Origin of the sequence: Paenibacillus sp. M2 (genome assembly GCF_046713495.1) — a bacterium.
Classification (GTDB): domain Bacteria; phylum Bacillota; class Bacilli; order Paenibacillales; family Paenibacillaceae; genus Paenibacillus; species Paenibacillus amylolyticus_B.
Genome location: NZ_CP169648.1, coordinates 3,776,962 through 3,800,381 on the forward strand (window position 1 = coordinate 3,776,962; position 23,420 = coordinate 3,800,381).

The following is a 23,420-nucleotide window of genomic DNA, read 5'->3' on the forward strand; positions in this document are numbered from 1 at the left end:
TTACCTCTTGCATAAAGAACGTATGTTCGGTTTATAATATATAGAAACATACGTTCTTAAATGTACAGGAGTGATTTCAGTGTGGACTAAGCAGCGAACCATTATGCTCATTGATATGCAGAGTTTTTATGCTTCAGTCGAAAAGGCAAAAATGCCCCAATACAAAAATAAACCACTCGCCGTTGCAGGCGATCCAGCAAGACGTTCTGGCATTATCCTTGCCGCTTGTCCGTTGGCCAAAGCTAAAGGTGTATCTACCGCGGAACCACTCTGGCAGTCTCTTCAGAAATGCCCTGAACTGATCATTGTAAAACCTCACATGCAAGAATACATCGAAGTTTCCACTCAAATCATGTCCATTATTGAGGAATTCACCGATCTGGTCGAGCCATACAGTATAGACGAATTATTTGCTGATGTTACAGGGTCTATGCATCTATTTGGTAATGATCCAATCGATCTGGCCAAACAAATTCAAGACAAAATCTATAATGAAACAGGGGTTTATGCCAGAGCAGGAATTGGTGAAAACAAAATTATCAGTAAATTGTGCTGCGATATGATTGCTAAAAAAGCGGAGGGTGGCATTTTTCACTTAAAGAAAGAGGAGTTGCATCTTCACATTGGAGATAAGCCCATCCGCGATATGTGGGGGATTGGCTCAAGAATGGAAAAACATCTGTGGAAGATGGGTATCCGAACCATTAAAGACCTGGCGAATACACCTCTTTCTAAATTAAGAAGCAAGTGGGGTGTTAATGGAGAAGTCATCTGGAGAGTCGCCAATGGACTCGACAATTCGTCGGTAACCGTCAACACACACAGCACACAAAAGGATATCGGAAACGGAATGACCCTGCCTAGGGATTTCACAGAAGCATGGGAGATCGAAGTGGTTATTCTCGATATCTGTTCAGAAGTGTGCAGAAGAGCCCGTAAAAAAGGGCTGATGGGTAGTGTCATATCTGTGAGTGTATCGGGAGCAGATTTTGATCACCCCACTGGTTTTCACAGGCAAGTTAAACTGTCTGATCCTACAAACATAACCGTTGATGTGTGCAAGATCGCCAAACGCATATTCCATCAACATTGGGATGGGCAACCTGTGCGCCGTGTAGGCGTATCCCTGTCTCAATTATCCAACGCGGATACATATCAACTATCTTTCTTTGATGATCAAGAGCAGAAACGAGCCATTGATCAGGTGATGGACAACATTAAGGATCGATATGGCGACATTGCCATTCTGCGAGCGAGCTCCATTACGGCTGCAGGTCAAGCGATTGATAGAGCATCTAAAATTGGGGGGCATTACAAATGAGCAAAAAACTGGAGGCCAATGGATTATGGGAATCGAGCCGCATGATGCTTCCACAACATAAAGAACGAATTATACAGCATCGTACTCAAATTCATCATCAAGCGAAACCACTGATTCATGAAGATGAGTGGGAGATTATTGCTCAACATATAGATATGTCCCTCAACTATACGTTGCAAGCCACCTTTGAAGTGTTTAATGAGTCAGGCAATCGGTATATACACGGAATCGTCACTTCAGTCAGCGCCTTTGGAAAAAAAATAAAAATTGAAATGGATAATGGATTTGAATGGGTCGATTTTGATCAATTGGTCACTGTAAAGTTTGAAGAAGGAGGAGGTGTGTACGGTGAGACAAACTTCTGAGGAACTTGCACTCGTAAAGAGGCTGGTAGAGCTTCCGTATCTTTTAGGTGCTCTGGAGGTAGATAAGCATAAAATATACGCTTCAAACTTTAAAATGAAATCGGTGTATATTGATTACCTGGACGGTACCCAAAAGAAAATTGCTTTAGAGATGTACAAATCAAAACAAAGTTTAAAGGAACATCATATAAAAATCATTGAAGAGGAGAGATCCGAGCTGAGTTTAACAGTAAATTATTCGGTAAGAGGTTACCTTCACAAAATGACATTATTGTGGAGCAAAGTGAAAGTGGATGTGACCTTAATGCTTACGGAACATATGAGCGTTGATATTACTGATATGCCAACATAAACATAGAGTTAGAGCAGAATACAGTATATAACGTCATGGGGTGGATATAATACAGCTATAACCATTGTTTTCTTCTCCCGATTTGGGTAAACCGACCTTTGAAATTGAAGGGTCGGTATTTTTTGTCTCAAAATTTTGCATTGGCATATTAAACATATAAAATGAGAGAAATCACGCGGCAGATACATTTATCCATATTGTTTCGACTAAAACAAGGATGAATCCTTCAGAAGGGTGATACCAACATACCTGGATTAGTACGGCGTGGTTCCGTTATCTTGACAGCCAAGATTATTACATACAACGTTGAATAAGAGTAATATGTTGATGTCCTCTTGAGCATGTTTTCTGTGAAAGATATGAACGCTAAACGTTATGTCTTGTAGTTGAACTAACGGCGGATTTTCAATTTGTGGAGGGGAGAAAGAAATGGACTACAACAATTCACGGAATGAAGCGGTTTTTGAGACGAAACGGCTCCGTAACTGTACCATAGCGGCGGGTCGTCGTCATACCGTTGCCCTTAAATCTGACGGAACAGTAACAGCTGCGGGTGATAATAAATATGGTCAATGTAAGGTAAGCGATTGGTGCGATATCGTCGCAGTTGCAGCGGGTAATGTTCATATGGCTACGAATACAGGTAATGCCCATACCGTTGGTCTTAAATCTGATGGTACGGTAACAGCTATAGGTTGGAATAAGCATGACCAATGCAATGTAAGCGAATGGCGCGATATCGTAATCGTTTCGGCAGGTTGGTGCCGTACGGTTGGGGTTAAATCAGATGGCACCGTGGTTGCGGTGGGGCGAAATAATGAAGGGGAATGCAACGTGAGAAGCTGGCATGATATTGTATCGGTCACGACGGGTGACTGGCATACAGTCGGTCTAAAAATAGACGGAACGCTAACAGCGGTTGGTAACAATAAGTATAACCAATGTAACGTACACGACTGGGGCGACATATTAGCTGTTTCGGCGGGGTATCTTCATACGGTTGGGCTCAAATCGGATGGCACGGTAGTGGCTGTGGGAAGAAATAATGAAGGTGAATGCGGCGTAAGCGGTTGGCGCGATATTGTAGCAGTAGCAGCGGGGAGTTATCATACCGTTGGTCTTAAGTCTGATGGTACGATGGTTGCTGTGGGTTCGAATAAACATCACCAATGTGATGTAAGTGGCTGGCATGACATTAGAGCTGTTTCGGCGGGCTGTGCCCATACGATTGGACTAAAATCGGATGGTACGATGGTTGCTGTGGGTGATAATGATTATGGACAATGTGATGTAAGCGGATGGAGTATCATTCAACAATAAATAAAGGAATTTCATATCGAGGGACTAGATCATGGTCCCATTGAAGTCGCTATTTTAGCGGCTTTTTTGTTTTATCGGTACAAGTTTTATTCCCAAATCAAGGACAAGAACATGGTCAGATTACCAATCAGCATATAAATAATCGGTTCTTCTCTCCATAAATTCATTGATCTAACGAGAAAGATAGTCCATATAGGGTAGGGGGGGATGGTAATGTGTTAATAAAGGAGTTGATCTACTTGGATGATACGATACTTGAGGCCGCCTCATGTGACCATACATCTTCAAACGAGCGGAAAAGCCATCATTCGGAGAGTACAAAGCGAAAGTTAAATAGCCGGTTGAATCGGATTGAAGGGCAAGTGCGTGGAGTAAAAGGAATGATTGAGAAGGACACGTATTGTGATGACGTATTGCACCAAATTGCCTCCATTCAATCCGCGTTGAATGGAGTAGGAAAGCAGCTTTTGGAACATCATATGAAAAGCTGTGTCATTGAACGGATTTCAGAGGGCGATCACAAAGTTTTGGATGAACTGATGATCACTGTAAATAAGTTAATTAAATAAGCTAGAATATTACAGGTACCTCTTGTTGTATTCAGGCAAGAAGAATGTCAGGAACAAGAATATGCTCCCGTTGAGTCGCTATTATAGCGGCTTTTTGTTTTATGGCTTTAGCTCAGTGAGTGCGTGTAACGCGCGAAACAAAAAACCACCCACTATGCGGGTGGGGGGACCTGAGGTTTGATCACCAAGACCGTTCCGATAAAATTAGATGTTCAGGCTGGGTGAAGGAATGATCTAGGGTGGCAAACAAGAGCTGCAGCCTAGCTCCCACAAAAGTGGATGTGTAAATCCCACATTGTATTCACCCCGAAGTATAGACGGAAAGAAATCTATAGATACTATGTAAGTACAGTTATAGAAAGTACTCTAAATGACTATATTAACAAATTTAACGCCTTCCACTAAGGAGCTGGTAGCAGAAGGGGATCTAATTGCAACTCATTTTCGCTGGGCATCGTTCCAAAAAATTAGTAGATGGATAAATAGATTAAAGTCGAAGAGAGACTGCATTTTGCACTCCCTCTTCTTAGTGATTTTACAATTAGGAAATATAAACTACTAGTTTTAGCCTATTTTTTGCGAACCATTGAACCACACAGATTTGATTGACAAGGTATCTGAAATATTAGTGATCGGATCACCGTTAATGAGAATAAGATCAGCGCGTGCACCTTCGGTAATCCGGCCACGATCATGTAGACCAAAGCAACGGGCCGGTTTGGAAGTAGCCGACTGAAGAGCTTCGATCGGAGTGAACCCAGCCTTCACCAGTAGCTGCATTTCGTGGTGAACACTGGCCCCATGAGCAAGGCCACCAAGGTTCGGAACGGGAACCGGTGCAACATCCGTCCCTACAAGAATATCAACTCCGGCACGGTGAAGATCCATCACATTTTTAAAGCTGTTCTCCATATTGCCTTGTGGGAACGTATTGAAGCTTGAGTTCAAGATATCGATCCAATCTGGGCTTAATTTGGAATGAACTCGTGGATCATTAGCCAATTCTGATGCCGGATTACCTATAATCGATGAATTCAACACCAAGCACGGTGTAACAAAAGCTCCAGAATCAGCTATGGATTTGACCAATTCGGACGTGTACTCGGGTCTGTCGATAAACAAGTGCCCCAAACCGTCGACTCCAAAATCGATGGCTGCCTTCGATGAAAGAGCCGTCAAGACGTGGGCAATAACCAACTTATCAAATTTGTGGGCTTCAGTAACAGCTGTTTTTAGAATCTCGTCACTTAGAACAGGCAGGCCAGGTGCACCCATGACCGTTCCCTCTTCAATCATGATCTTAATATAGTCAGATCCATTCTCCACTTGGGTATGCACATGTTTGATCGCTTCTTCAACCGTCGTCACTTGAGGTATTTCGTCGTGATCGTGAGCGTAGGCGGCCAACATTGCTTCCCGGTCTTCCTCCGATAACTTCTCTAGTTCCTTTAATACAAATTCAGGTATTTCATCTCCATCAGGCAGTAATTCATCTGGGTGCCCACCAGGAGCGGTAATCGCTGTACCAGCAGATCGGACGTCTGCGATGTCATCCACATTTTTAAGCTGAATTTCGCGCCCTCTTTTAGTAAAATCGCCGTTCATTTCAAGTTCTGTTGTAACACCGAATTTTAAGGCATCTCGTAATCCGCCAATTGAGGTATGAACATGTGCATCAATGAGACCAGGTATTAATGTCGCATTTTCTCCATCGATAATTGTTGCATCGCTCGGGATGTCTCCGCCCACTGAGATAATGGACACCCCTTTTATGACAATATGTCTGGGAGCAATAATTTGATATCCATCAAAGATCCGTACATTTGTAATCGCCGTAATTTCTTCTAACCCAGCATTTTGATTTAATTTCTCCATCATAAAAAATCCTCCTAATGTGTTTGTGATTCAACACTTCGGAGTATAACTGTTAGGTATCTAACAGTCAATAGTCTAATGTTTATTTGACAAGCCTATTGGGATCACTGTATATTTTAGCTACTTACAATTAGATTCCTAACAATTACGGAGGGGACGATGGACGGTCATGCATTCCCGAGAAGATACGCCTTTTATGGAATTGTTTCAAATTATCGGTCTTAAGTTAAAGAAAAGAGCGGATGAGAGTATAAAAGAGTTAGGATTAAGTTCTCAACAAGGAAAAGTAATTGATTATATTTATGAGAATCAAGATAATCATATTATTCAAAAGGATCTTGCAGATCGGTTCCATCTGCGTGGGGCAAGCGTTACAAGCATGCTTCAAGGTCTAGAGCAAAAAGGTTTCATCGAACGTAAAATCCCGACCAATAATGAACGGCAAAAAAATATTTATGTATTACCAAAAGCGGTTGACTTGATTGAAGACTTCAATAACTCATTTCAAAAAGTGGAGGATGAAATCGTTCAAGCCCTTAATGACGAGGAGAAGCAAATCTTAAAGAAATTATTGATCAGAATTAATGAACGCATATAACAGAAGGGCAGGCAGAGGTAACTGGTGGCCAGAACACTGATTTAATATTGTCTAGAAAAAATTGTATAAGGACAAGAACATTAGTTCAGTGAAAGTCACTATTTATGGTCATAATCCTGTCAAGTAGACAAAAAGACGAAATTTACCCTACGACCGTTTCTCGGTATTCCACCGGGGGATGGTCGTTTGGATTATGAGACATACAAAAACTGCAATATTTAAAAATAAAAGTGAGAGGAGCATCATTAATGTTTGATGACATTGATTTCTCACCAAGAATTATTGCTTACACCTCGAATAATTTACATAACTTGGTCCCAGAGTGCTCTAAATATGTAAGGGAAATAATAGGATGAAGATAGTTGACACTTAATAGAGTAAATACTTCATCGTTTGAAAATCTTTCTATTTAAGGAGGTATATTAATGAAAAAACTTGAAATTAAAGTATCTAACTATGATCCCAAGTATGCTGAACATACAGTGAAAATGTGGAGAGATAGTAAGGAACGGGCAATTCGTCAGGCTGAAAACCATAGCTTCGAAAACCATCTATATTTTTTAAATCATATACTATCTAAACAGTATCAAATAGATTTAGCCTTAATTGATGAAAAAGTAGTTGGAATGATTGCCTATAGTGAAACTGAGATAAGCCAACTTTACATTCATATTGATTATCAAGGGAATGGAATAGGGCGAACCTTGCTTAATAAAGCAAAAGCACAAGTAAATGGAAAATTAACTTTATATACATTTGAAGTTAATAAAAATGCCCAAAGATTTTATGAGAATAATGGTTTTGAAATCACTGGTAGAGGACAAGAAAATGAAGAGAATTTACCTGATATACGATATGAATTGAAGTTGTAAAAATCGAATATAAAGTTACATTCAAAAAAGTGAACAGTCTGCAGGTTAGCTGGATGCTTGACCACCCAACCATATTCACTGGAACTGTAATCCCATGTATTTATTATCTTGACAGTAATTGAGTCTGACTCGTAATATTTGAAGTGGAGATGTAGGAAAGGGGACTCGCTGGACAATGTGGAATTCCTTGTAATGATTATCTAAACTGGATCGCTCGACTTGGTGTTTTGGTTATTACCACACGCCTCGTTTGTGATGCCGATCTGCAATCATTCAAGGGACGCGAGGAACCGTTTGATCAAACCCGGGCGCGGATACTTGATGTATCCGTTTTTGTTATACCTAGGATAATTCCATCTCCAATGAAAAATGGATTTCTCCCTCCCTTATTAAACGGAGGAAATAAAATGACCAAACTACATGGAAAAACCGCTATCGTGACAGGCACAAGCCGCCCTGGAGGGATCGGAACTGCCGTCTGCCGCACGTTGGCACACGAAGGCGCTAATGTGTTCTATACCCATCTGTACGATTACGATAAGACAGAGAATCCGGGAGATGCCGACAAGAACTGGCCGGATCTCTTCGCTGAAGAACTTCGCTCTTATGGCATTAAGGCAGCGCATATGGAGGTCGATCTTACCGATCCCACTTCTCCAGCGCGAGTGCTTGATGCGTGCCGGTCGGCTGTCGGGCTGCCGACCATTCTCGTCAACAACGCTACGTACAGCGTATCAGCTGATTTCCGTCAATTGACTGCATCACTGATCGATGCGCACTGTGCCATGAACATTCGAGGTACGTTCATGCTATCGGCCGAATTTGCGCGTATGCTGGAGGTTGAACTGGCCGGCCATCAGGCCCTTAACAGCGGCCGGATCATCAACCTTACGTCCGGTCAGGGTAAGGGGCCGATGCCTGGCAATCTCGCTTATGCCGCAACAAAAGGCGCCGTCTCCACCTTTACCGAATGTCTGTCTGCTGAACTAGCTCCTTTTCACATTACTGTGAATGCTGTTGATCCCGGTCCTACCGATACGGGTTGGATGTCAGAAGAAGTGAAAAAAGCCTTGCTACCGGGATTTCCGATGGGCAGGATCGGTCTTCCTGAAGATGTATCCCGTCTGATTGCTTTTCTGGCAAGCGACGATTCCCAATGGATCACCGGACAAATCATCCATTCTAGAGGTGGGTTTTAATTAGGAAAACAGTTCATTAACGCACGGGATACAATAGTTCCATAAAACCAAATAAAGCCGCCGATCAACAGGATCGGCGGCTTTATTCAATTACTGAGCAGTAAAGTTTAGTTATAATCAACTTTTATCACCAGAAAATAAAGTCTGCTTGGTAGAATTGTGAAGTAAAAATCACACTAACTGGAGTGGATACTATGCTTTCTGAGGAAGATTATGCGAAGGTAGCGAAAGAAGCTTTACATCAATACCCAATCATTTGGGAAAAACTTGTGTATCTCGGAATGAGTGATAATGTTACATTTCAAGTTCAGACCAACGATGATAATCAAAAGTATCTTATCAAAATCCATACCTCAACGATTTCCATTCACTCAAAAGGGAATGTCGCATCAGAGCTTATCTGGCTTGAAGCTTTGGTTAAAGATACAAATCTCGTCGTACCTGCCCCTGTCAGAAATTTTCAAGATGATCTGGTACTCCGCCTGTTAACGTCTTCGGAACGCTCCACCGCGTGCCAGCGCATAGAAAATTAAGAGAGCAATGATTGACCCAACGATCGCGGGTATGATATGAAATCCACCCACTACCGGCCCCCTCGGACCCAACAGTTCATATCCTAACCATGATCCAATAAAACCAGCAATGATATTTCCGAGTACGCCTCCCGGCACGTCCCGTCCAATCAGATTTCCACTTAACCAGCCAATCAGCCCACCGACAATAAGTATCCAGATTAGATACACGAATTGGCCTCCCTTCGATTGATTTATTACAAGTTATGTTTCGTTAGGGGGAATGTTGCGGATGATCTGAGAATCGACCACGAAACCATTTCCATTTTAATCCAAGGATAGTAAAATCGGTTGTACCACTACTCGTATGAATGCTGGTGCAGATGGGATTAAGGATAGCCAGTATAGAAAGGAGGCGCTTAGTTGTTCATGTTTCGAAGTCCTGTTATTGTAGCCGTATTGATGATGTGTCTGATGTCATTTTTGGCTGCTTGTTCTGAGTCAGAGCAAGCGAAAGATGGGCATGCTTCGACACAGGCTAACTTCACAGAAGAAATGCAGAGCCTCAATCTGAATCTGGAAGAACCGTCATGGAAGCTGGATACCACACCCGTCAATCTAACGTGGTTCGTTGGGGCCGAATGGTACGGGCACACTTGGGGTGAAAGCCTGGCTTCCAAATATGTCACCCAAAAAACAGGGGTCAATATCGAATTTGAAGTACCTACTGGTGAACCAAGCGAGATGTTATCACGGATGTTGACGACCGGTAGTCTGCCGGATTTGATAACCATCGGCTCTTGGGAGAGTGCGGTTAACAAACTTCGAGAGAGTAATCTCATCTATGCCCTGGATGAGCTCGCCAACCAGTATGATCCTTACTTTTACAAGGTAGCAGGTGATGGTGCTCTACAGTGGTATCGGCAGGAAGACGGGCATACCTATGTCATTCCTAATGATGCATACAGTCCCGAACAGATGCGTTCAACCGGCTTGACGGGAGCGAACCAAACCTTTCTCGTACGTAAAGATCTGTATGAATCGATGGGCAAACCGGACCTTAGCACGCCGAAAGGTTTTCTAAATGCACTACAGTTGCTAAAGAATCAATATTCAGTTTATAAAGGACAGCTGATCAGTCCATTTTGGGCACAGGGGAATGCATCCTATGGGATGACCGCATATTTGCAAAATCTGCTTGCAATACCCCATGAGCAGAACGGTAAAGTATATGATCGAATGACAGATCCCGATTATATCGAGTGGCTGAAAACATTTCGTACCGCTTACGAGCAGGGCCTGATTAATGTTGATTTTCTGGTCGACTCCAGTGCACAGGTGCAGGATAAAACCAACCATGCCCAATATTTTATGATGATTCGGGAATGGACAGACATATCGGACCTCAATTCGAAATTGGAAGTCCTTACGAATCAGAATTCAACCTATATTGCTGTAGATGGACCCCGGAGCAGCAGGGGAGAATCCGCCAAACTGTTCCCCGGCAGCATGGATGGCTGGATGGTTACGATGATTAGCAAATCCACGAAAAACCCTGAACGAGCCATCCGTTTTTTGACCTATCTGGCCAGCGAAGAAGGCCAAAGGGATCTATTTTTGGGCAAAGAAGGTGAAACTTGGGCGATGGAGAACGGCAAACCGCAGTTGACGGCGGCAATGGTCCAGTTGCATGACACGGATCGGGAGCGGCTGGAAAAGGAATATGGCATTATGGATACCTACTGGATGCTGCGAAACCCTGCTTTTGTTAACCCGTGGAGACCAGAGCATACTCCGTCCATTGAGCAAATGGAGGCGTTCGCTAACCAACACGCCGATCTGGACAGCGGCATCTATAAGGGACTCGATCCTGTAGGAGATTCCGATATAGCGTTAGCCTGGTCACGTATTTCTCAGAATTGGGAAGAAGTGCTGCCAGAACTGATTACAGCGAAGGATGAAGCTGCCTTTGACAAAATTTTTGAAAATTTTCTGATACGTCGTGTGAACTACGGCTTTAACCAGGTGATGGAATATCGCCAGGCTGAACTGGAGCTGCGAAAATCCAAGATAGCCAGATAACCATTCCCTAATACATCGTTATCTACGAGATAACTAGTAATATAGGATATGACAAAGGTGGTGAATACATCAGAATGAAATACCTGCTGACGAGATTGAGGAAGCTTTATCGCAATGCCCGTATATCCCAAAAGCTGTTTCTGGCATTTAGCCTGATGATTGCGATACCTGTTATTTTGATATCCTTTGTGTATATCCGTATGCAAGAAAACCAGCTATATAAGGACGCTATGGCAACGGGCAACAGCCACGTTTCATGGCTGAATGAACAATTACGCGGAAGAATGGACATGATTGAGAACGTTTCCAATACAGCCCTCACTCAAAAGTCATTTGTGGATTTTATTCATTCCAATATGATTGTGGATGGACTGCGTCTGGTAAAGTTTAAGCAAAACCAGTATGAGCAAATGCTCAATATCATTCAAAGCAATGCGATGATCAGTGAGCTTAGCTTTTACGTCGATAACCCAAACTTGTATGAAATCTGGCCTGAAATCTATCATTACAAGAAATTTTCGCCGCAGGATTATTGGGTAAAGCTTCGAGATGAAGGTGGTGCGGCTTACCGCTTATTTTCTTTTAGGGATGGTGAGCACACCTTATCCTACTATCGTCTGGTTCGCCTTCAAGGGCAGGAGCAAAAACGCCCTAGCATTATGGAAGTGCGCGTTCCCCACAGCATGTTTTTCAGCGACCTGCTACAGGAGAACAAGGGGGACTTCTTTTCGGTGTTGATGAACGAAAGTAATCCTCCCCAGTATGTTTACAATCCCCAGCATGAGTTTTCTGAGAAGTACGGGCTGGGGCTGGAGGAGATCCTTGGCAGTATTCATCGCCAGCTGGATATATCGCCGCAGGAAAGCCCACTTCAGATCAGGGTGGGAGATCAGAGTTACTATGTATTGTATCGATACATCGCTCCGTTGAACACTTATGTAGTCGATATTGCTTCCCATCAGGCATTGATGAAGGGACCGCGCAGTTGGTATGCATTTGTGGTAACGATTACATTATGTGTATTGCTGCTATTTATGCTACTCGTATCCCAAACGACGCGGCGTATTTTCCGGCGATTGGACAGCGTACTCGTTTCAATGCGTCAGGTACGGAAAGGCGAGTTGGATGCAATAATTGATACAGGCCTTGATGAGAACGAAAGAGGAGATGAAATCGATGAGGTGGCGGTGAATTACAATAAAATGTTACATGAGGTCAAACGTTTAATGACACAGGTCGTGGATAAGCAGTTAATTGCCAAAAACGCACAGTTGCACTCCCTGCATTCGCAGATTAACTCCCATTTTTTATATAACGCCCTGGAATCGATCCGGATGGTGGCAGAGGTACAGAGGCAGCCTGCTATAGCCAATTCATTGGTGTCGTTGGGCTCGCAGCTGCGCTACAGCATGCAGTGGCGTAGTGATACCGTTGCTGTTCGTGAGGAGCTTGCCAATATCCAAAGTTATATTGAATTTATCAACTTCATGGAAGGCGGCAATATCGTTATGACGGCAGATCTTCCGCAGGAGATACTTCGCTACGCCATTCCCAAGATGTGTATGCAGCCCATCGTTGAAAATGTTGTTCATCACGGGGCACCTTCAGGCGGTAGCGTATCTATAGAAATTACCTTTTCTGTGGAGAATGACAGTCTGCTATTCATTAACATAAGAGACTACGGAGAGGGGTTAGAGCCTGAGATGTTACACCGTCTTCAGGCAGTACTGCGAAGCGAATCGGATACGCCGATGGTTACTAGCAGAAGTGGACTTGGTTTGGAAAACGTGAATAAGCGGTTGCAGCTTCATTATGGCAAGAATTGCGGTCTTTGGATTGATAGTGTGCAAGGTGCATACACCTGTGTAACGATACGCTTGCCTTGGGAAAATGTAAATCTTGGAGGGTGGTAGGGCATGATTAATATCCTGATTGTGGACGATCAAAAACACATTCGTGACGGCCTGCAGGCCATGCTGCATCAATTCCCTCTGGAACTGAACAACATATATTGTGCCGCGAGCGGGATGGAGGCGCTGTGCCTATTGCGGCAGCATTGCATTCACATCGTTATTACCGATATCAGGATGCCGGATATGGATGGGTTGGCACTCATGGCTCAAACCAAAGAGGAATATATGGATGTGGAATACCTCATTATCAGCGGTTATAGTGATTTTACATATGCCCAAAAAGCGATCGGGCTTGGGGCAAAGGGCTACTTGCTAAAACCTTTGAAGCGAGAGGATCTGCAAAATTCCCTGGAGCATGTATGGCAAGAGATTCAGACACGGCAGGCACTTACGCATAATATGCAGCATGTATCCCGTCTCGCCCAAGAGACCGAGAGTAAAGAATTAAGAATGTTTATGCAAGGTGCGTTAAGTGATGACGCATGGATTCTTCAGATTGAGGAACAAAATGATGCATTATGGTGTAATTATCGCCTAGCCCTGCTGAGGGAAGAAGTTGGCATTAACCAGCCCGGAGCCAGCAGCACCCATAGTATGGAATCCATTGCTTATCGTGTGTTTGGCAGACAAGGTTGTATTTGCCTGCAACATCGCCCATACCTGATCCTTGCGGTGGATGCGTCCATAGATCCAAGTGTTTATCCTACAGCGCTAAAGGAAGGAAATATCAATGCCATAACGGCCATGACTAACCCGATTCAGGGATTAAAAGAACTACCAAACAGCTATAACCAAGTACTTGAGCTCTATCGCCACAGTTACTTGTTTCCTGATCAGTGCAGTATCTTCCCAGCACATATTGAGCACATGGAGCAGCAGTGGCAACTTCCCTATGAAGACTTGTATGGACTCTTCCAATCAGTTGGAACAGATAACAGTGGAATAATTACTCAGGGTATTTCTGCACTATTTCACAAAAAGGTGCTGCAACGCTATCCTATTCGCTATACCCAACAGCTCTGCGCCGCTACCGTTCAGATGATGGAGGAATACGAACGAGTTATCCGTCCTTATATGGGGGAAGACGAGCTGGACCTTGAATCATTGCGTAATCTCTTTGATTATCAAGGGATGCGTGATTATATACAAGCATTGCAACAGCAGCTGCTCCGGCTGAATCAGTTCTATTATGACTATAAATGCAGCTATCGCCATTCGCAGGATCTAAATGAAGCCATTCGTTATATACACGAGAGTTACCATAAACCGCTGGACCTTGCGATGGTATCTAATCATGTATCGCTTAATTATGCTTATTTTTCAAATCTGTTTAAGAAGAATATGGGTAAAGGTTTTGCTGAATACCTACGAGATGTGCGTCTGGATAAAGCACGGCGGCTTCTCGCCGAAACTGATCATAAAATTGTTGAGGTGGCTGCTATGGTTGGATATGAAAGCTACAAAAGCTTTACACGGGCGTTCCGACATGTGATGCAGATCCAACCCACAGAGTACCGACAGATGATGCGGCAGAAGGCAGATTGAATCAAAAGCCAAAAAAATGGGATACCACAAAAACAATTGTACCTTTTCAGCGAATTAACCTATTCGATAGAATAAAGATATCCCTTCATGTAAGCGATTTCCTTAATGCACATGGATTGGGAGAAGTTATTATTCTATTAAAGGAGGGCAATTATGAATCCATCTCACTTTAGGGAGAAACGGTTTATGAAAATGGTGCTCGGTATGTTGCTTGTGGTTGTGATGCTGACTAGTGTTGGCATACTGCCAGCTTCAAAGGTTCAGGCAGCGGGGACTACCGTAACCTCAATGGAGTACTTCTCACCCGCAGACGGGCCTGTTATTTCAAAATCAGGGGTTGGCAAGGCCAGCTACGGATTTGTTATGCCTAAGTTCAATGGGGGCTCCGCGACATGGAATGATGTTTACAGTGATGTAGGCGTTAATGTAAAAGTGGGCAACAACTGGGTTGATATCGACCAGGCAGGCGGTTATATCTATAACCAAAACTGGGGGCACTGGAACGATGGCGGCTTCAATGGCTATTGGTTCACCCTCTCCGCAACAACCGAGATTCAACTGTACTCCAAAGCGAATGGTGTTAAGCTGGAGTATCAACTTGTATTCCAAAACATCAATAAAACAACCATCACAGCGATGAATGCAACACAAGGTCCACAGATCACAGCAAGTTTCACAGGCGGTGCAGGCTTTACATATCCAACGTTCAACAATAATCCTGCGGTCACTTATGAAGCTGTTGCGGATGATTTGAAGGTGTATGTCAAACCTGTAAACAGCAGCACCTGGATTGATATTGACAATAACGCAGCCAGCGGCTGGATCTACGATCAAAATTTTGGCCAATTCACGGATGGCGGCGGTGGGTACTGGTTTAACGTAACGGAGTCGATCAATGTCAAATTGGAATCAAAGACTTCTTCGGTTAACCTTGTTTATACGATTACATTTAATGAACCTACACGAAATTCATATGTCATTACGCCATACGAAGGAACAACCTTCACAGCAGATGCGAATGGTTCCATTGGAGTTCCGCTTCCGAAAATTGATGGGGGGGCGCCAATCGCCAAGGAATTGGGTAATTTTGTATACCAAATTAACATCAATGGACAATGGGTTGATATGAGTAACTCCAGCCAGAGCAAATTTGCATACTCCGGTAATGGGTACAACAATATGTCCGATGCCAACCAGTGGGGATACTGGGCCGATTACGTCTATGGCCTTTGGTTCCAGCCGATCCAAGAGAATATGCAGATTCGTATAGGCTATCCACTGAACGGTCAGGCAGGCGGAAATATTGGCAACAACTTCGTCAACTATACCTTTATCGGCAATCCCAATGCTCCACGTCCGGATGTATCCGATCAAGAGGATATCTCCATCGGAACACCAACCAACCCGGCTATCGCGGGCATGAACCTCATCTGGCAGGATGAGTTTAACGGAACTACGTTGGATACAAGCAAATGGAACTATGAAACAGGATATTATCTCAACAACGATCCCGGTACATGGGGGTGGGGTAATGCAGAGCTGCAGCACTACACAAACAGCACCCAAAATGTATATGTACAGGACGGAAAGCTGAATATCAAAGCCATGAACGACAGCAAATCTTTCCCGCAAGACCCGAATCGGTATGCACAGTATTCTTCAGGGAAGATTAACACCAAGGATAAACTGTCCTTGAAGTATGGCAGAGTCGATTTTCGTGCCAAGCTTCCTACCGGTGATGGTATATGGCCAGCACTGTGGATGCTTCCACAAGACTCGGTATACGGCACTTGGGCTGCATCAGGTGAAATTGATGTGATGGAAGCGAGAGGCCGTCTGCCTGGATCACTAAGCGGTACCATACACTTTGGTGGCCAATGGCCCGGGAACCAGTATTCGGGCGGCGATTATCACTTCCCGGCAGGGCAAACTATTGCCAACGATTATCATGTATACTCGGTAGTCTGGGAAGAGGACAACATTAAATGGTATGTAGACGGCAAGTTTTTCTATAAAGTCACTAACGAGCAGTGGTATTCCGCAGCTGCACCGAATAATCCGAATGCACCTTTCGATGAGCCGTTCTACCTCATTATGAACCTGGCAGTCGGCGGAAACTTTGACGGCGGCCGTATCCCGAACGCCTCCGATATCCCGGCGACTATGCAAGTGGATTATGTACGCGTGTATAAAGAACAGTAATAAAACAGCTGTTTCCATAATTAAAAAAACCGTTGATCTGATTCAGATGATCAACGGTTTTTTATTGTTCATTAGTCTGCGCGAGCTTGAGCATATGGATTAATATGGTCAGAATGAGGACAGAGTAGAGTTCTCTGTCCTGAATTGTAAAGTGATGTTGTAATGTCAAAGAATGAAGTTGATAATAATTATCATTCATGCTATTTTGTTCACCAGTAAATAAGGAGCGATCACAAGATGACTTCAAAAGATCGAACAAAACAGTTGCTTCATGACCAATTTATTCGTCTTTTACATGTATATGAGAACCACAAGAATACAGAAATTGAGCATTTCCTAAGTATCGCCCAGCGAGAAAGCATTGAGAAAATCCCTCAGCATTTGAGTCTGGCGGAATTGATCAGGGAGCGCACAAGCATTCGTAAATGTAACTCTGCGCCGGTGGACCAGAAATTAGTTGTTGAATTACTACGTAAGGCTAATCGGCTTCAACCATTTGGTGAGGCTGGCTCGTGGCGTGTAGTATATGTCGGAACTTCAGAAGCACGCATACGGTTTTGGTGAACTGCATGCTCGAACAGATGTCGCAGAGCAAGCTCGGCAAACTGATTCCTGTTCTTGGATCAAGAAGATATTTTTCAAGTCAGGTATGATTGTGGAACGAATATTATTATTGATGTTGGGTGGTATGGGAAGGAGTTTGCTGTTGTGGTAATTAAAGATTATGATTGGGATAACCCACTGATGGAAAAACGATGTGTAGACTTGAATAAGTTACATGAATTCGTCCAAAAGTGCTCTGAATATGTAAGGAATATGATAGGCTGAAAATAGTTGACGCTTAATAGAGTGAATACTGCATCTTAGAGAGATTAATAATTCCCAAGTGATCTCAGCTCCAATTAAAGTATTGAAATAAATACACAGAATCATGATACTTGGTAGCGAGTGTCGATGGACAAGATTAAAGCGACTTACATAAATACGTAGGAAAAGAGGGATATAAATGACTACGCTAGGATTGATACGACATGGAGTCACGGATTGGAACGATGAATATCGAACACAAGGCCATTCCGATATTCCGCTTAATGAGAGAGGTCGAAACCAAGCTGAACTATTGTCCAAAAGAATTGGCATGGAACATTGGGACTATATTTATTCTAGTGATTTGTCCAGAGCACTTGAAACAGCGGAAATCATCGGTAAGATCAAGAATATTGAAGTGAGAACAGACCCGCGCTTAAGAGAAATGAACTGTGGGCTTATAGAAGGAACGACAGAACAGGAACGCGTCAAACGGTGGGGATATGGATGGTCCAGACTAGATCTTGGTATCGAATCAAACGATGAGATTGTAAAAAGAGGAAAGCAGTGCCTTACCGACATATCATTAAGACACCCAGACCAGAAAATATTAATTGTGAGTCACGGTGCATTCCTTGGAATGACTCTGAAGAGACTCGTACCCCATGTCGACATGACAGAAAGTCTCTTGAATACATCGATTACCCTGCTGAATACAGGGCAATCGCGATGGAACTGTTCGCTGTATAATTGCACTAAACATTTATAAATCTTTAGCTGTTATCGAAAACATCATAGGCCAAGCAATGCATCGTTAAAGATGAGCTCCTAGAAGAAGTCAAGAAAACAAGAATATGTTCCCATTGCCGATTAGTTGATTAACTAAGTAAGGGCGATGGGTCTTTTTTTTATAACTGAAATACTAAAAGGCTGATTTGTCGTCGCCAGAACCTACCTTGAGCGACAGGGAGACGAGAGCACGGGCTCGAGCCTGTTCTAGATCCGAATCTTCTTGGCGCACACCCTTCATTTCAGATCGACCGCAACTTCGCTGCCTCTTCCAGGGGCTGTGTGCAAAGAGGTGAAGATCAATTGTGATAACGCTTGAGTTGAGTTAAATCGCGTCATGTATCGGAAGATTGTTGCATGGAAACTACTCTATTCGGTCTTTATAATGAGGGCAGACTTGGGCAGGAGAGACATAACCGGCTCCGCTCAGGGCACAGCATGCAACAATAAGGAGGCACATAATGCTAACTAGCAATACAGCTGTACAAGTGCATCAACAGGATAATAATCTTGTAAGCGTTACAAATGGGCACGTGAGCCTGGAGATTAATCTTGAAAATGGTGAAGTGTCATGCATCGGCAATCATTCTTCCCATGTGAAAGGCATTCGTAGTGCTTTTCGCTGGCAGGGACGGGAATACAGCACGGATCATTATCAGAACCATGAGCTAACGACACAGGAAGATATTGTTCGAGAAGGTTTTGGAAAAGGTATCCGCTTGGTTGTTCTGCATACAGCCTCGTTGCTGCCGCAACTGGAGCAGCATTTCTATATGTATGAATCCTCACCGTATGTACTGGTGCAGACCGCTATAACAGGTGATGAAGAGCTTAAGGCGAATCGCATGGCTGTCATCCAATCCAAAACCATATCCCTTGGCGGAGAATCCGGCCAAGATGAACCAAGCATTCTATGCGTTCCGTTTGATAATGATAAATGGGTGAGATATACGGTGGTCAAGCCGCCGCTTGATGTGGAAAGCTACGAAGCGACAGCCTTGTTCGCGCCCCAGAGCCGCCGGGGAATTGTGATGGGTTCACTTACGCATAAAGTATGGAAAACAGGGATTCGTATGCAAAGCGAAAAAAGTGGACAGCTTGAGGGACTTGATCTGTACGGTGGTGCCGTGAGTGAACTGACTCGCGATTCCCAGCCTCATGGTTATGTGAAGGGAAAAAGAGTGGAATCTCCCCTGGTATTTGTCGGGTTCTATGAAGACTACCGTGAAGGTCTTGAAGCTTACGGTCAGGCGAATACCTGGATTGAGGCTCAATTGCCTTGGGAGGGCGGTGTTCCGATCGGATGGAACAGCTGGTCTGCGGCCATGAGTGATCTGGACTATGATCTGTATACAGCGACCAGCGATTTTCTAAAAAATGAAGTACAGCCGCTTGGATTCGAGAATGAGAATACGTTATACATCAACTTTGATGCGTTCTGGGACAATTTTACGCCGGAAGAAATGAAGAGTGCGTTGGACCGGGTACGGCAAAACGGACATAGAGCAGGCACCTACTGGACCCCATTTGCCTTCTGGGGAGGGCCTGATCAGTTCGGTCAGACAGTCGAAGGAACGAACGGAAAATACACCTATGCTGATATCCTGCTGCGTGACGGTGAGGGCGAGATCCTGCCGGATGTAGACGGTGGTCTGGCTATTGACCCGACACATCCTGGAAACCTGCAAAGGATTGACTGGTTCACGGACAAATTCATCTCGGAAGGTTTCGAATATATCAAATTGGATTTCTTGGCGCATGGCGCGCTGGAAGGGCAGCACCACAACCCGGATATTACAACAGGAATCGCTGCTTATCATTATGGCATGTCTTATTTGCAGCATAAGCTCTCGCCAGACGTAATCGGACGACCGTTTTTCATTAACTTGTCCATCGCCCCATTATTTCCTTATGCTTTTGCCCACAGCCGCCGTATCTCCTGTGATGTCTTCGGTACACTTGCGGATACGGAATACCTGCTGAACTCATTGACACACGGCTGGTGGATGAGCAATACGCTCTATCGCTACAATGATCCTGATCATTCGGTGTTGTACAAGAGCTTCAACCAGGAAGCAACCGGTTGGCATGAAGGACGCAGCCGTCTGACCGCTTCAGTTATTGCCGGTACAGTGCTCCTGCTCGGGGATGACTTCCGCAAAGAGGAAGCTGCCGAACGAGCAAAAGAATGGCTTGGCAACAAGGATATTTTGAGCGTTGCTCGTATGGGCAAAACCTTCCGTCCAGTTGAAGGTGATTATGGGAAGCTGTCTTCTGACGTGTTTGTCCTGGAATCGCCAGAAGAGAAGGGTTTCTATCTTGCCGTCTTCAATTTTGATGCTGAACAAGCTGCGGTTAAATCCATCTCGCTGAAACGGGCAGGGCTAAACGCCAATGCCCTATACAATGTGCAAGATCTGTGGGAAGGTTCACAAGGGGAAACGTCTGGAGAGCTCACGGTCTCACTGGAACCGGCGGAATCCAAAATCTTTAGATTGACTGTGAAGGGAAACTGACTGGGCGAAAAGACAAACCAGAGCTGTGTACGGTTTTAGGATATAAAAACAAAGTCAAACGCGCGCTTATGTATCTCACAGATCGCGCGTTTGTCTATTTTGGGAACGAGTCTATTTCTAAAGATAATCATTATTGGACTGGAGGAAATGATATGAACGATTTTACTTTATGGTATTCAACTCCTGCTACGGATTGGTCTCAAGGCCTGCCGCTGGGCAATGGTAGGATAGGAGCAGTAGTTATGGCGTCTTCGCATCGAGAGGTATGGAGTATGAGCGAGGTTACCTTCTGGTCGGGTCGGATTGAACAAGAACAGCCTTCCGAAGGAGGCAAGGCCGCACTGGAAGAGATGCGTAGCTATTTCTTCTCCGGCGATTATGATGAAGGAGATCGTCTTGCCAAACAACATTTGCAGCCAAAGAAGCGTAATTTCGGTACCCATCTTGGATTATGTGAAGTTGTTATTGATATGGAGAAGAAGAATTCGAATTCGGATGAAGGGGGAAATTTCCAACGTGAGCTGGATCTGACTCAAGCGCTGGCCGGGGCGTTCTCGAAGAATGACGACAGCATGATTCGACGTGAAGTTTTCGCTTCCAATGTCGATGATCTAGTGGTCTCCAGAGTCTGGAGCGAAGTTCCGGGTGGGGTAACCTTTACACTTAGCCTACAGGCAGGTACGGAATCATTTAAGGTTGTAGCTTTAGATGACAATACGCTTGAATTCCAAGGACAGGCAACGGAAAATGTACATAGTGATGGGAGTTGTGGCGTATGGTCCAAAGGTTTGGTCAAGTTGGTTATTTCCGGGGGAACCATCGCAAGTAGAGATGGTCGATTGATCGTGACCGGAGCGGATGAGGCATGGATTTATTTTGTTGTCAGTACGGATTATCGCCGTACAGATCAGGATTGGGAAACAGAGAGCGGGTCTACGCTTTTGAAGGCTTTAGACAAGGGATATGCCTTGCTCAGGGAGGAGCATATTCGCGATTACGGCGAGCAATATGACAAGGTTGATATTCAATTGGGGGGCAAGAGGAAAGCCGATCTGGCTACAGATCAACGCATTCGTTTGTTGGAACAGGGTGATGGGGATGAAGATCCGCAACTGTTCGCATTGTTTTTTCAATATGGACGGTATCTGACCATTGCGGGTTCTCGCAAGAACTCTCCGCTGCCGCTCCATCTCCAGGGAATCTGGAATGATGGTGAAGCGTGCCGGATGGGCTGGAGCTGTGACTATCACCTGGACGTGAATACCCAGATGAATTATTACCCCACAGAGATTGTGAATCTGGGAGAGAGCCATCTTCCGCTGTTGCGCTACGTTGAAGATCTGGCACTGGCAGGCAGAGAAACGGCACGTAACGTATATGGATGCGACGGATGGGTCGCTCATGTGTTCTCCAATGTATGGGGTTTTACGTTACCTGGATGGGAGACCTCTTGGGGATTGAATGTTACAGGCGGATTATGGCTGGCTACACACCTGATTGAGCATTATGAGTACAGTCAGGATCGTGTTTTCCTTGAGAATGTGGCCTATCCCGTACTTAAAGAATCGGCGGCTTTCTATCTGGACTATATGTGTGAGCATCCTCGGAACGGTTGGCTGGTAACGGGCCCTTCGAATTCGCCGGAAAATCATTTCTATCCTGGTAATTCGAGAGAGGGGGCACAACAGCTGTCCATGGGAACGACAATGGACCAGATGCTGGTGCGCAGGCTCTTTGAGTTTTGTCTTCATTCAGTTGAACTTTTGAACAAAGACGAAGAACTCGGACGCAAGCTGGAAGAAGCAATTGGCAATCTTCCACCTCTACAGATCGGCAAGAAAGGCCAGTTACAGGAGTGGCTTGAGGATTATGAGGAGGCGCAGCCGGAGCATCGGCATTTGTCTCATATGTATGCGCTGTATCCGGACAGTCGGATTACACCTGACCATACACCGGAACTCAGTGCGGCAGTAAGGATAACGTTGGAGAACCGCATGGTCCAGGAAGAGTTGGAGGATGTTGAATTTACAGCTGCTTTGTTTGGACTGGGTTTTGCGAGATTGCATGATGGGGAGACGGCATATAAACACCTCTCACATTTGATTGGCGGCCTGTGCTTCGATAATCTGTTCACCTATTCCAAATCTGGAATTGCTGGAGCAGAGAGTAATATTTTTGTCGTTGATGGAAATTTCGGCGGTACAGCTGTCGTAGCGGAGATGCTGCTGCAAAGTTATGCGGGCGAGATTCACCTTCTTCCAGCGCTGCCACAGGCATGGAACACAGGCTCGATAACCGGGCTGAGAGCAAAAGGGAATGCCGAGGTTGACATCGTCTGGGAGAACGGACAATTAATTTATACGAACATTCAAACTTTCTCTGCAGGAACGTTCACTATTTGTTGGGGCAAACAAAGAACGATCCTTCATGCCGAAGCAGGCGAAATGTACTATTTCAATAGCGAGCTGGAGTTGGTAAAATAACGATCTATACTTGAAAATGACTTTCATTGATATGAACCATGGTCCCACGGGGGGAAAAACATATAATAGAGACAGAAAGAGACAAAGGGAGGGGACATGG

At 44.4% G+C, this 23,420-nt stretch carries 19 protein-coding genes and 1 pseudogene; 18 read left to right on the forward strand and 2 right to left on the reverse strand.

Annotated features, from left to right (window positions below):
- Positions 1–103 precede the first annotated feature (103 nt).
- The 6 genes and pseudogenes from ACETMN_RS17010 to ACETMN_RS17035 all read left to right on the forward strand — a co-directional run.
- Positions 104–1,321 carry a DNA polymerase IV gene (locus ACETMN_RS17010; RefSeq protein ID WP_179198666.1) on the forward strand — a complete coding sequence of 406 codons (1,218 nt, stop codon included), beginning with the start codon at positions 104–106 and terminating at the stop codon, positions 1,319–1,321.
- Positions 1,318–1,686 carry a YolD-like family protein gene (locus tag ACETMN_RS17015; RefSeq protein ID WP_091020148.1) on the forward strand — a complete coding sequence of 123 codons (369 nt, stop codon included), beginning with the start codon at positions 1,318–1,320 and terminating at the stop codon, positions 1,684–1,686. Before ACETMN_RS17010 ends, ACETMN_RS17015 begins: the two co-directional genes overlap by 4 nt.
- Positions 1,670–2,038, forward strand: a complete 369-nt coding sequence (locus ACETMN_RS17020; protein ID WP_091020147.1) for a hypothetical protein — start codon at positions 1,670–1,672, stop codon at positions 2,036–2,038. The genes ACETMN_RS17015 and ACETMN_RS17020 overlap by 17 nt, the downstream gene beginning before the upstream one ends.
- A 429-nt stretch (positions 2,039–2,467) precedes the next feature.
- The gene (locus ACETMN_RS17025) at positions 2,468–3,358 is read left to right on the forward strand and encodes an RCC1 domain-containing protein (protein ID WP_091020145.1); all 891 of its coding nucleotides are present in this window, start codon (positions 2,468–2,470) and stop codon (positions 3,356–3,358) included.
- 239 nt (positions 3,359–3,597) lie between these two features.
- The gene (locus tag ACETMN_RS17030; protein WP_256975364.1) at positions 3,598–3,927 is read left to right on the forward strand and encodes a metal-sensitive transcriptional regulator; all 330 of its coding nucleotides are present in this window, start codon (positions 3,598–3,600) and stop codon (positions 3,925–3,927) included.
- A gap of 239 nt (positions 3,928–4,166) precedes the next feature.
- Positions 4,167–4,287 (forward strand): annotated as a pseudogene (locus ACETMN_RS17035) (IS200/IS605 family transposase); the annotation flags it as partial.
- Positions 4,288–4,491: 204 nt separating this feature from the next.
- On the opposite strand, the gene ACETMN_RS17040 reads toward ACETMN_RS17035, so the two are convergent.
- Positions 4,492–5,802, reverse strand: a complete 1,311-nt coding sequence (locus ACETMN_RS17040; RefSeq protein WP_091020176.1) for an amidohydrolase family protein — start codon at positions 5,800–5,802, stop codon at positions 4,492–4,494.
- Between the two features lie 169 nt (positions 5,803–5,971).
- Between ACETMN_RS17040 and ACETMN_RS17045 the strand changes: the two genes are divergently transcribed.
- The 4 genes from ACETMN_RS17045 (at position 5,972) to ACETMN_RS17060 (ending at position 9,004) form a co-directional block, all read left to right on the forward strand.
- The gene (locus tag ACETMN_RS17045; protein ID WP_091020144.1) at positions 5,972–6,400 is read left to right on the forward strand and encodes a MarR family winged helix-turn-helix transcriptional regulator; all 429 of its coding nucleotides are present in this window, start codon (positions 5,972–5,974) and stop codon (positions 6,398–6,400) included.
- Between the two features lie 425 nt (positions 6,401–6,825).
- On the forward strand, positions 6,826–7,272 hold the full coding sequence (locus ACETMN_RS17050) for a GNAT family N-acetyltransferase (RefSeq protein WP_411734807.1): 447 nt from the start codon (positions 6,826–6,828) through the stop codon (positions 7,270–7,272).
- 407 nt (positions 7,273–7,679) lie between these two features.
- On the forward strand, positions 7,680–8,471 hold the full coding sequence (locus tag ACETMN_RS17055) for an SDR family oxidoreductase (RefSeq protein ID WP_091020140.1): 792 nt from the start codon (positions 7,680–7,682) through the stop codon (positions 8,469–8,471).
- 185 nt (positions 8,472–8,656) lie between these two features.
- Positions 8,657–9,004 carry a hypothetical protein gene (locus ACETMN_RS17060; protein ID WP_411734808.1) on the forward strand — a complete coding sequence of 116 codons (348 nt, stop codon included), beginning with the start codon at positions 8,657–8,659 and terminating at the stop codon, positions 9,002–9,004.
- Here the strand turns inward: ACETMN_RS17060 and ACETMN_RS17065 are convergent.
- Entirely contained in the window at positions 8,957–9,214 is a 258-nt protein-coding gene (locus ACETMN_RS17065) for a GlsB/YeaQ/YmgE family stress response membrane protein (protein ID WP_091020138.1), read from the reverse strand. The two genes, ACETMN_RS17060 and ACETMN_RS17065, sit on opposite strands and share 48 nt — an antisense overlap.
- 198 nt (positions 9,215–9,412) lie before the next feature.
- Here ACETMN_RS17065 and ACETMN_RS17070 point away from each other — a divergent pair, with 198 nt between their 5' ends.
- From ACETMN_RS17070 to ACETMN_RS17105, 8 genes are all read left to right on the forward strand, one after another.
- Complete coding sequence (locus tag ACETMN_RS17070; RefSeq protein ID WP_179198663.1) at positions 9,413–11,065, forward strand: extracellular solute-binding protein; 1,653 nt, start codon at positions 9,413–9,415, stop codon at positions 11,063–11,065.
- A gap of 74 nt (positions 11,066–11,139) precedes the next feature.
- Positions 11,140–12,978, forward strand: coding sequence for a sensor histidine kinase (locus ACETMN_RS17075; RefSeq protein WP_091020135.1), 1,839 nt, complete (start codon positions 11,140–11,142; stop codon positions 12,976–12,978).
- 3 nt (positions 12,979–12,981) lie between these two features.
- On the forward strand, positions 12,982–14,523 hold the full coding sequence (locus tag ACETMN_RS17080; protein ID WP_091020133.1) for a response regulator: 1,542 nt from the start codon (positions 12,982–12,984) through the stop codon (positions 14,521–14,523).
- A 153-nt stretch (positions 14,524–14,676) separates the two neighbouring features.
- Positions 14,677–16,725, forward strand: a complete 2,049-nt coding sequence (locus ACETMN_RS17085) for a glycoside hydrolase family 16 protein (protein WP_256975363.1) — start codon at positions 14,677–14,679, stop codon at positions 16,723–16,725.
- 237 nt (positions 16,726–16,962) lie between these two features.
- Positions 16,963–17,289, forward strand: coding sequence for a hypothetical protein (locus tag ACETMN_RS17090; protein ID WP_179198662.1), 327 nt, complete (start codon positions 16,963–16,965; stop codon positions 17,287–17,289).
- 442 nt (positions 17,290–17,731) lie between these two features.
- Complete coding sequence (locus ACETMN_RS17095) at positions 17,732–18,301, forward strand: histidine phosphatase family protein (protein WP_091020132.1); 570 nt, start codon at positions 17,732–17,734, stop codon at positions 18,299–18,301.
- Positions 18,302–18,782: 481 nt separating this feature from the next.
- Positions 18,783–20,837, forward strand: coding sequence for an alpha-galactosidase (locus tag ACETMN_RS17100; RefSeq protein ID WP_411734809.1), 2,055 nt, complete (start codon positions 18,783–18,785; stop codon positions 20,835–20,837).
- Positions 20,838–20,989: 152 nt separating this feature from the next.
- Complete coding sequence (locus ACETMN_RS17105; RefSeq protein WP_411734810.1) at positions 20,990–23,320, forward strand: glycosyl hydrolase family 95 catalytic domain-containing protein; 2,331 nt, start codon at positions 20,990–20,992, stop codon at positions 23,318–23,320.
- The last annotated feature ends 100 nt before the right edge of the window (positions 23,321–23,420 follow it).

Excerpts from the sequence above, each read along its gene's own strand:
- ACETMN_RS17010 (WP_179198666.1), top strand. The coding sequence starts at position 104 with ATGCTCATTGATATGCAGAGTTTTTATGCTTCAGTCGAAAAGGCAAAA.
- ACETMN_RS17015 (WP_091020148.1), top strand. The coding sequence starts at position 1,318 with ATGAGCAAAAAACTGGAGGCCAATGGATTATGGGAATCGAGCCGCATG.
- ACETMN_RS17025 (WP_091020145.1), top strand. The coding sequence starts at position 2,468 with ATGGACTACAACAATTCACGGAATGAAGCGGTTTTTGAGACGAAACGG.
- ACETMN_RS17040 (WP_091020176.1), bottom strand. The coding sequence starts at position 5,802 with ATGGAGAAATTAAATCAAAATGCTGGGTTAGAAGAAATTACGGCGATT.
- ACETMN_RS17045 (WP_091020144.1), top strand. The coding sequence starts at position 5,972 with ATGCATTCCCGAGAAGATACGCCTTTTATGGAATTGTTTCAAATTATC.
- ACETMN_RS17050 (WP_411734807.1), top strand. The coding sequence starts at position 6,826 with ATGAAAAAACTTGAAATTAAAGTATCTAACTATGATCCCAAGTATGCT.
- ACETMN_RS17055 (WP_091020140.1), top strand. The coding sequence starts at position 7,680 with ATGACCAAACTACATGGAAAAACCGCTATCGTGACAGGCACAAGCCGC.
- ACETMN_RS17070 (WP_179198663.1), top strand. The coding sequence starts at position 9,413 with ATGTTTCGAAGTCCTGTTATTGTAGCCGTATTGATGATGTGTCTGATG.
- ACETMN_RS17075 (WP_091020135.1), top strand. The coding sequence starts at position 11,140 with ATGAAATACCTGCTGACGAGATTGAGGAAGCTTTATCGCAATGCCCGT.
- ACETMN_RS17080 (WP_091020133.1), top strand. The coding sequence starts at position 12,982 with ATGATTAATATCCTGATTGTGGACGATCAAAAACACATTCGTGACGGC.
- ACETMN_RS17085 (WP_256975363.1), top strand. The coding sequence starts at position 14,677 with ATGAATCCATCTCACTTTAGGGAGAAACGGTTTATGAAAATGGTGCTC.
- ACETMN_RS17090 (WP_179198662.1), top strand. The coding sequence starts at position 16,963 with ATGACTTCAAAAGATCGAACAAAACAGTTGCTTCATGACCAATTTATT.
- ACETMN_RS17095 (WP_091020132.1), top strand. The coding sequence starts at position 17,732 with ATGACTACGCTAGGATTGATACGACATGGAGTCACGGATTGGAACGAT.
- ACETMN_RS17100 (WP_411734809.1), top strand. The coding sequence starts at position 18,783 with ATGCTAACTAGCAATACAGCTGTACAAGTGCATCAACAGGATAATAAT.
- ACETMN_RS17105 (WP_411734810.1), top strand. The coding sequence starts at position 20,990 with ATGAACGATTTTACTTTATGGTATTCAACTCCTGCTACGGATTGGTCT.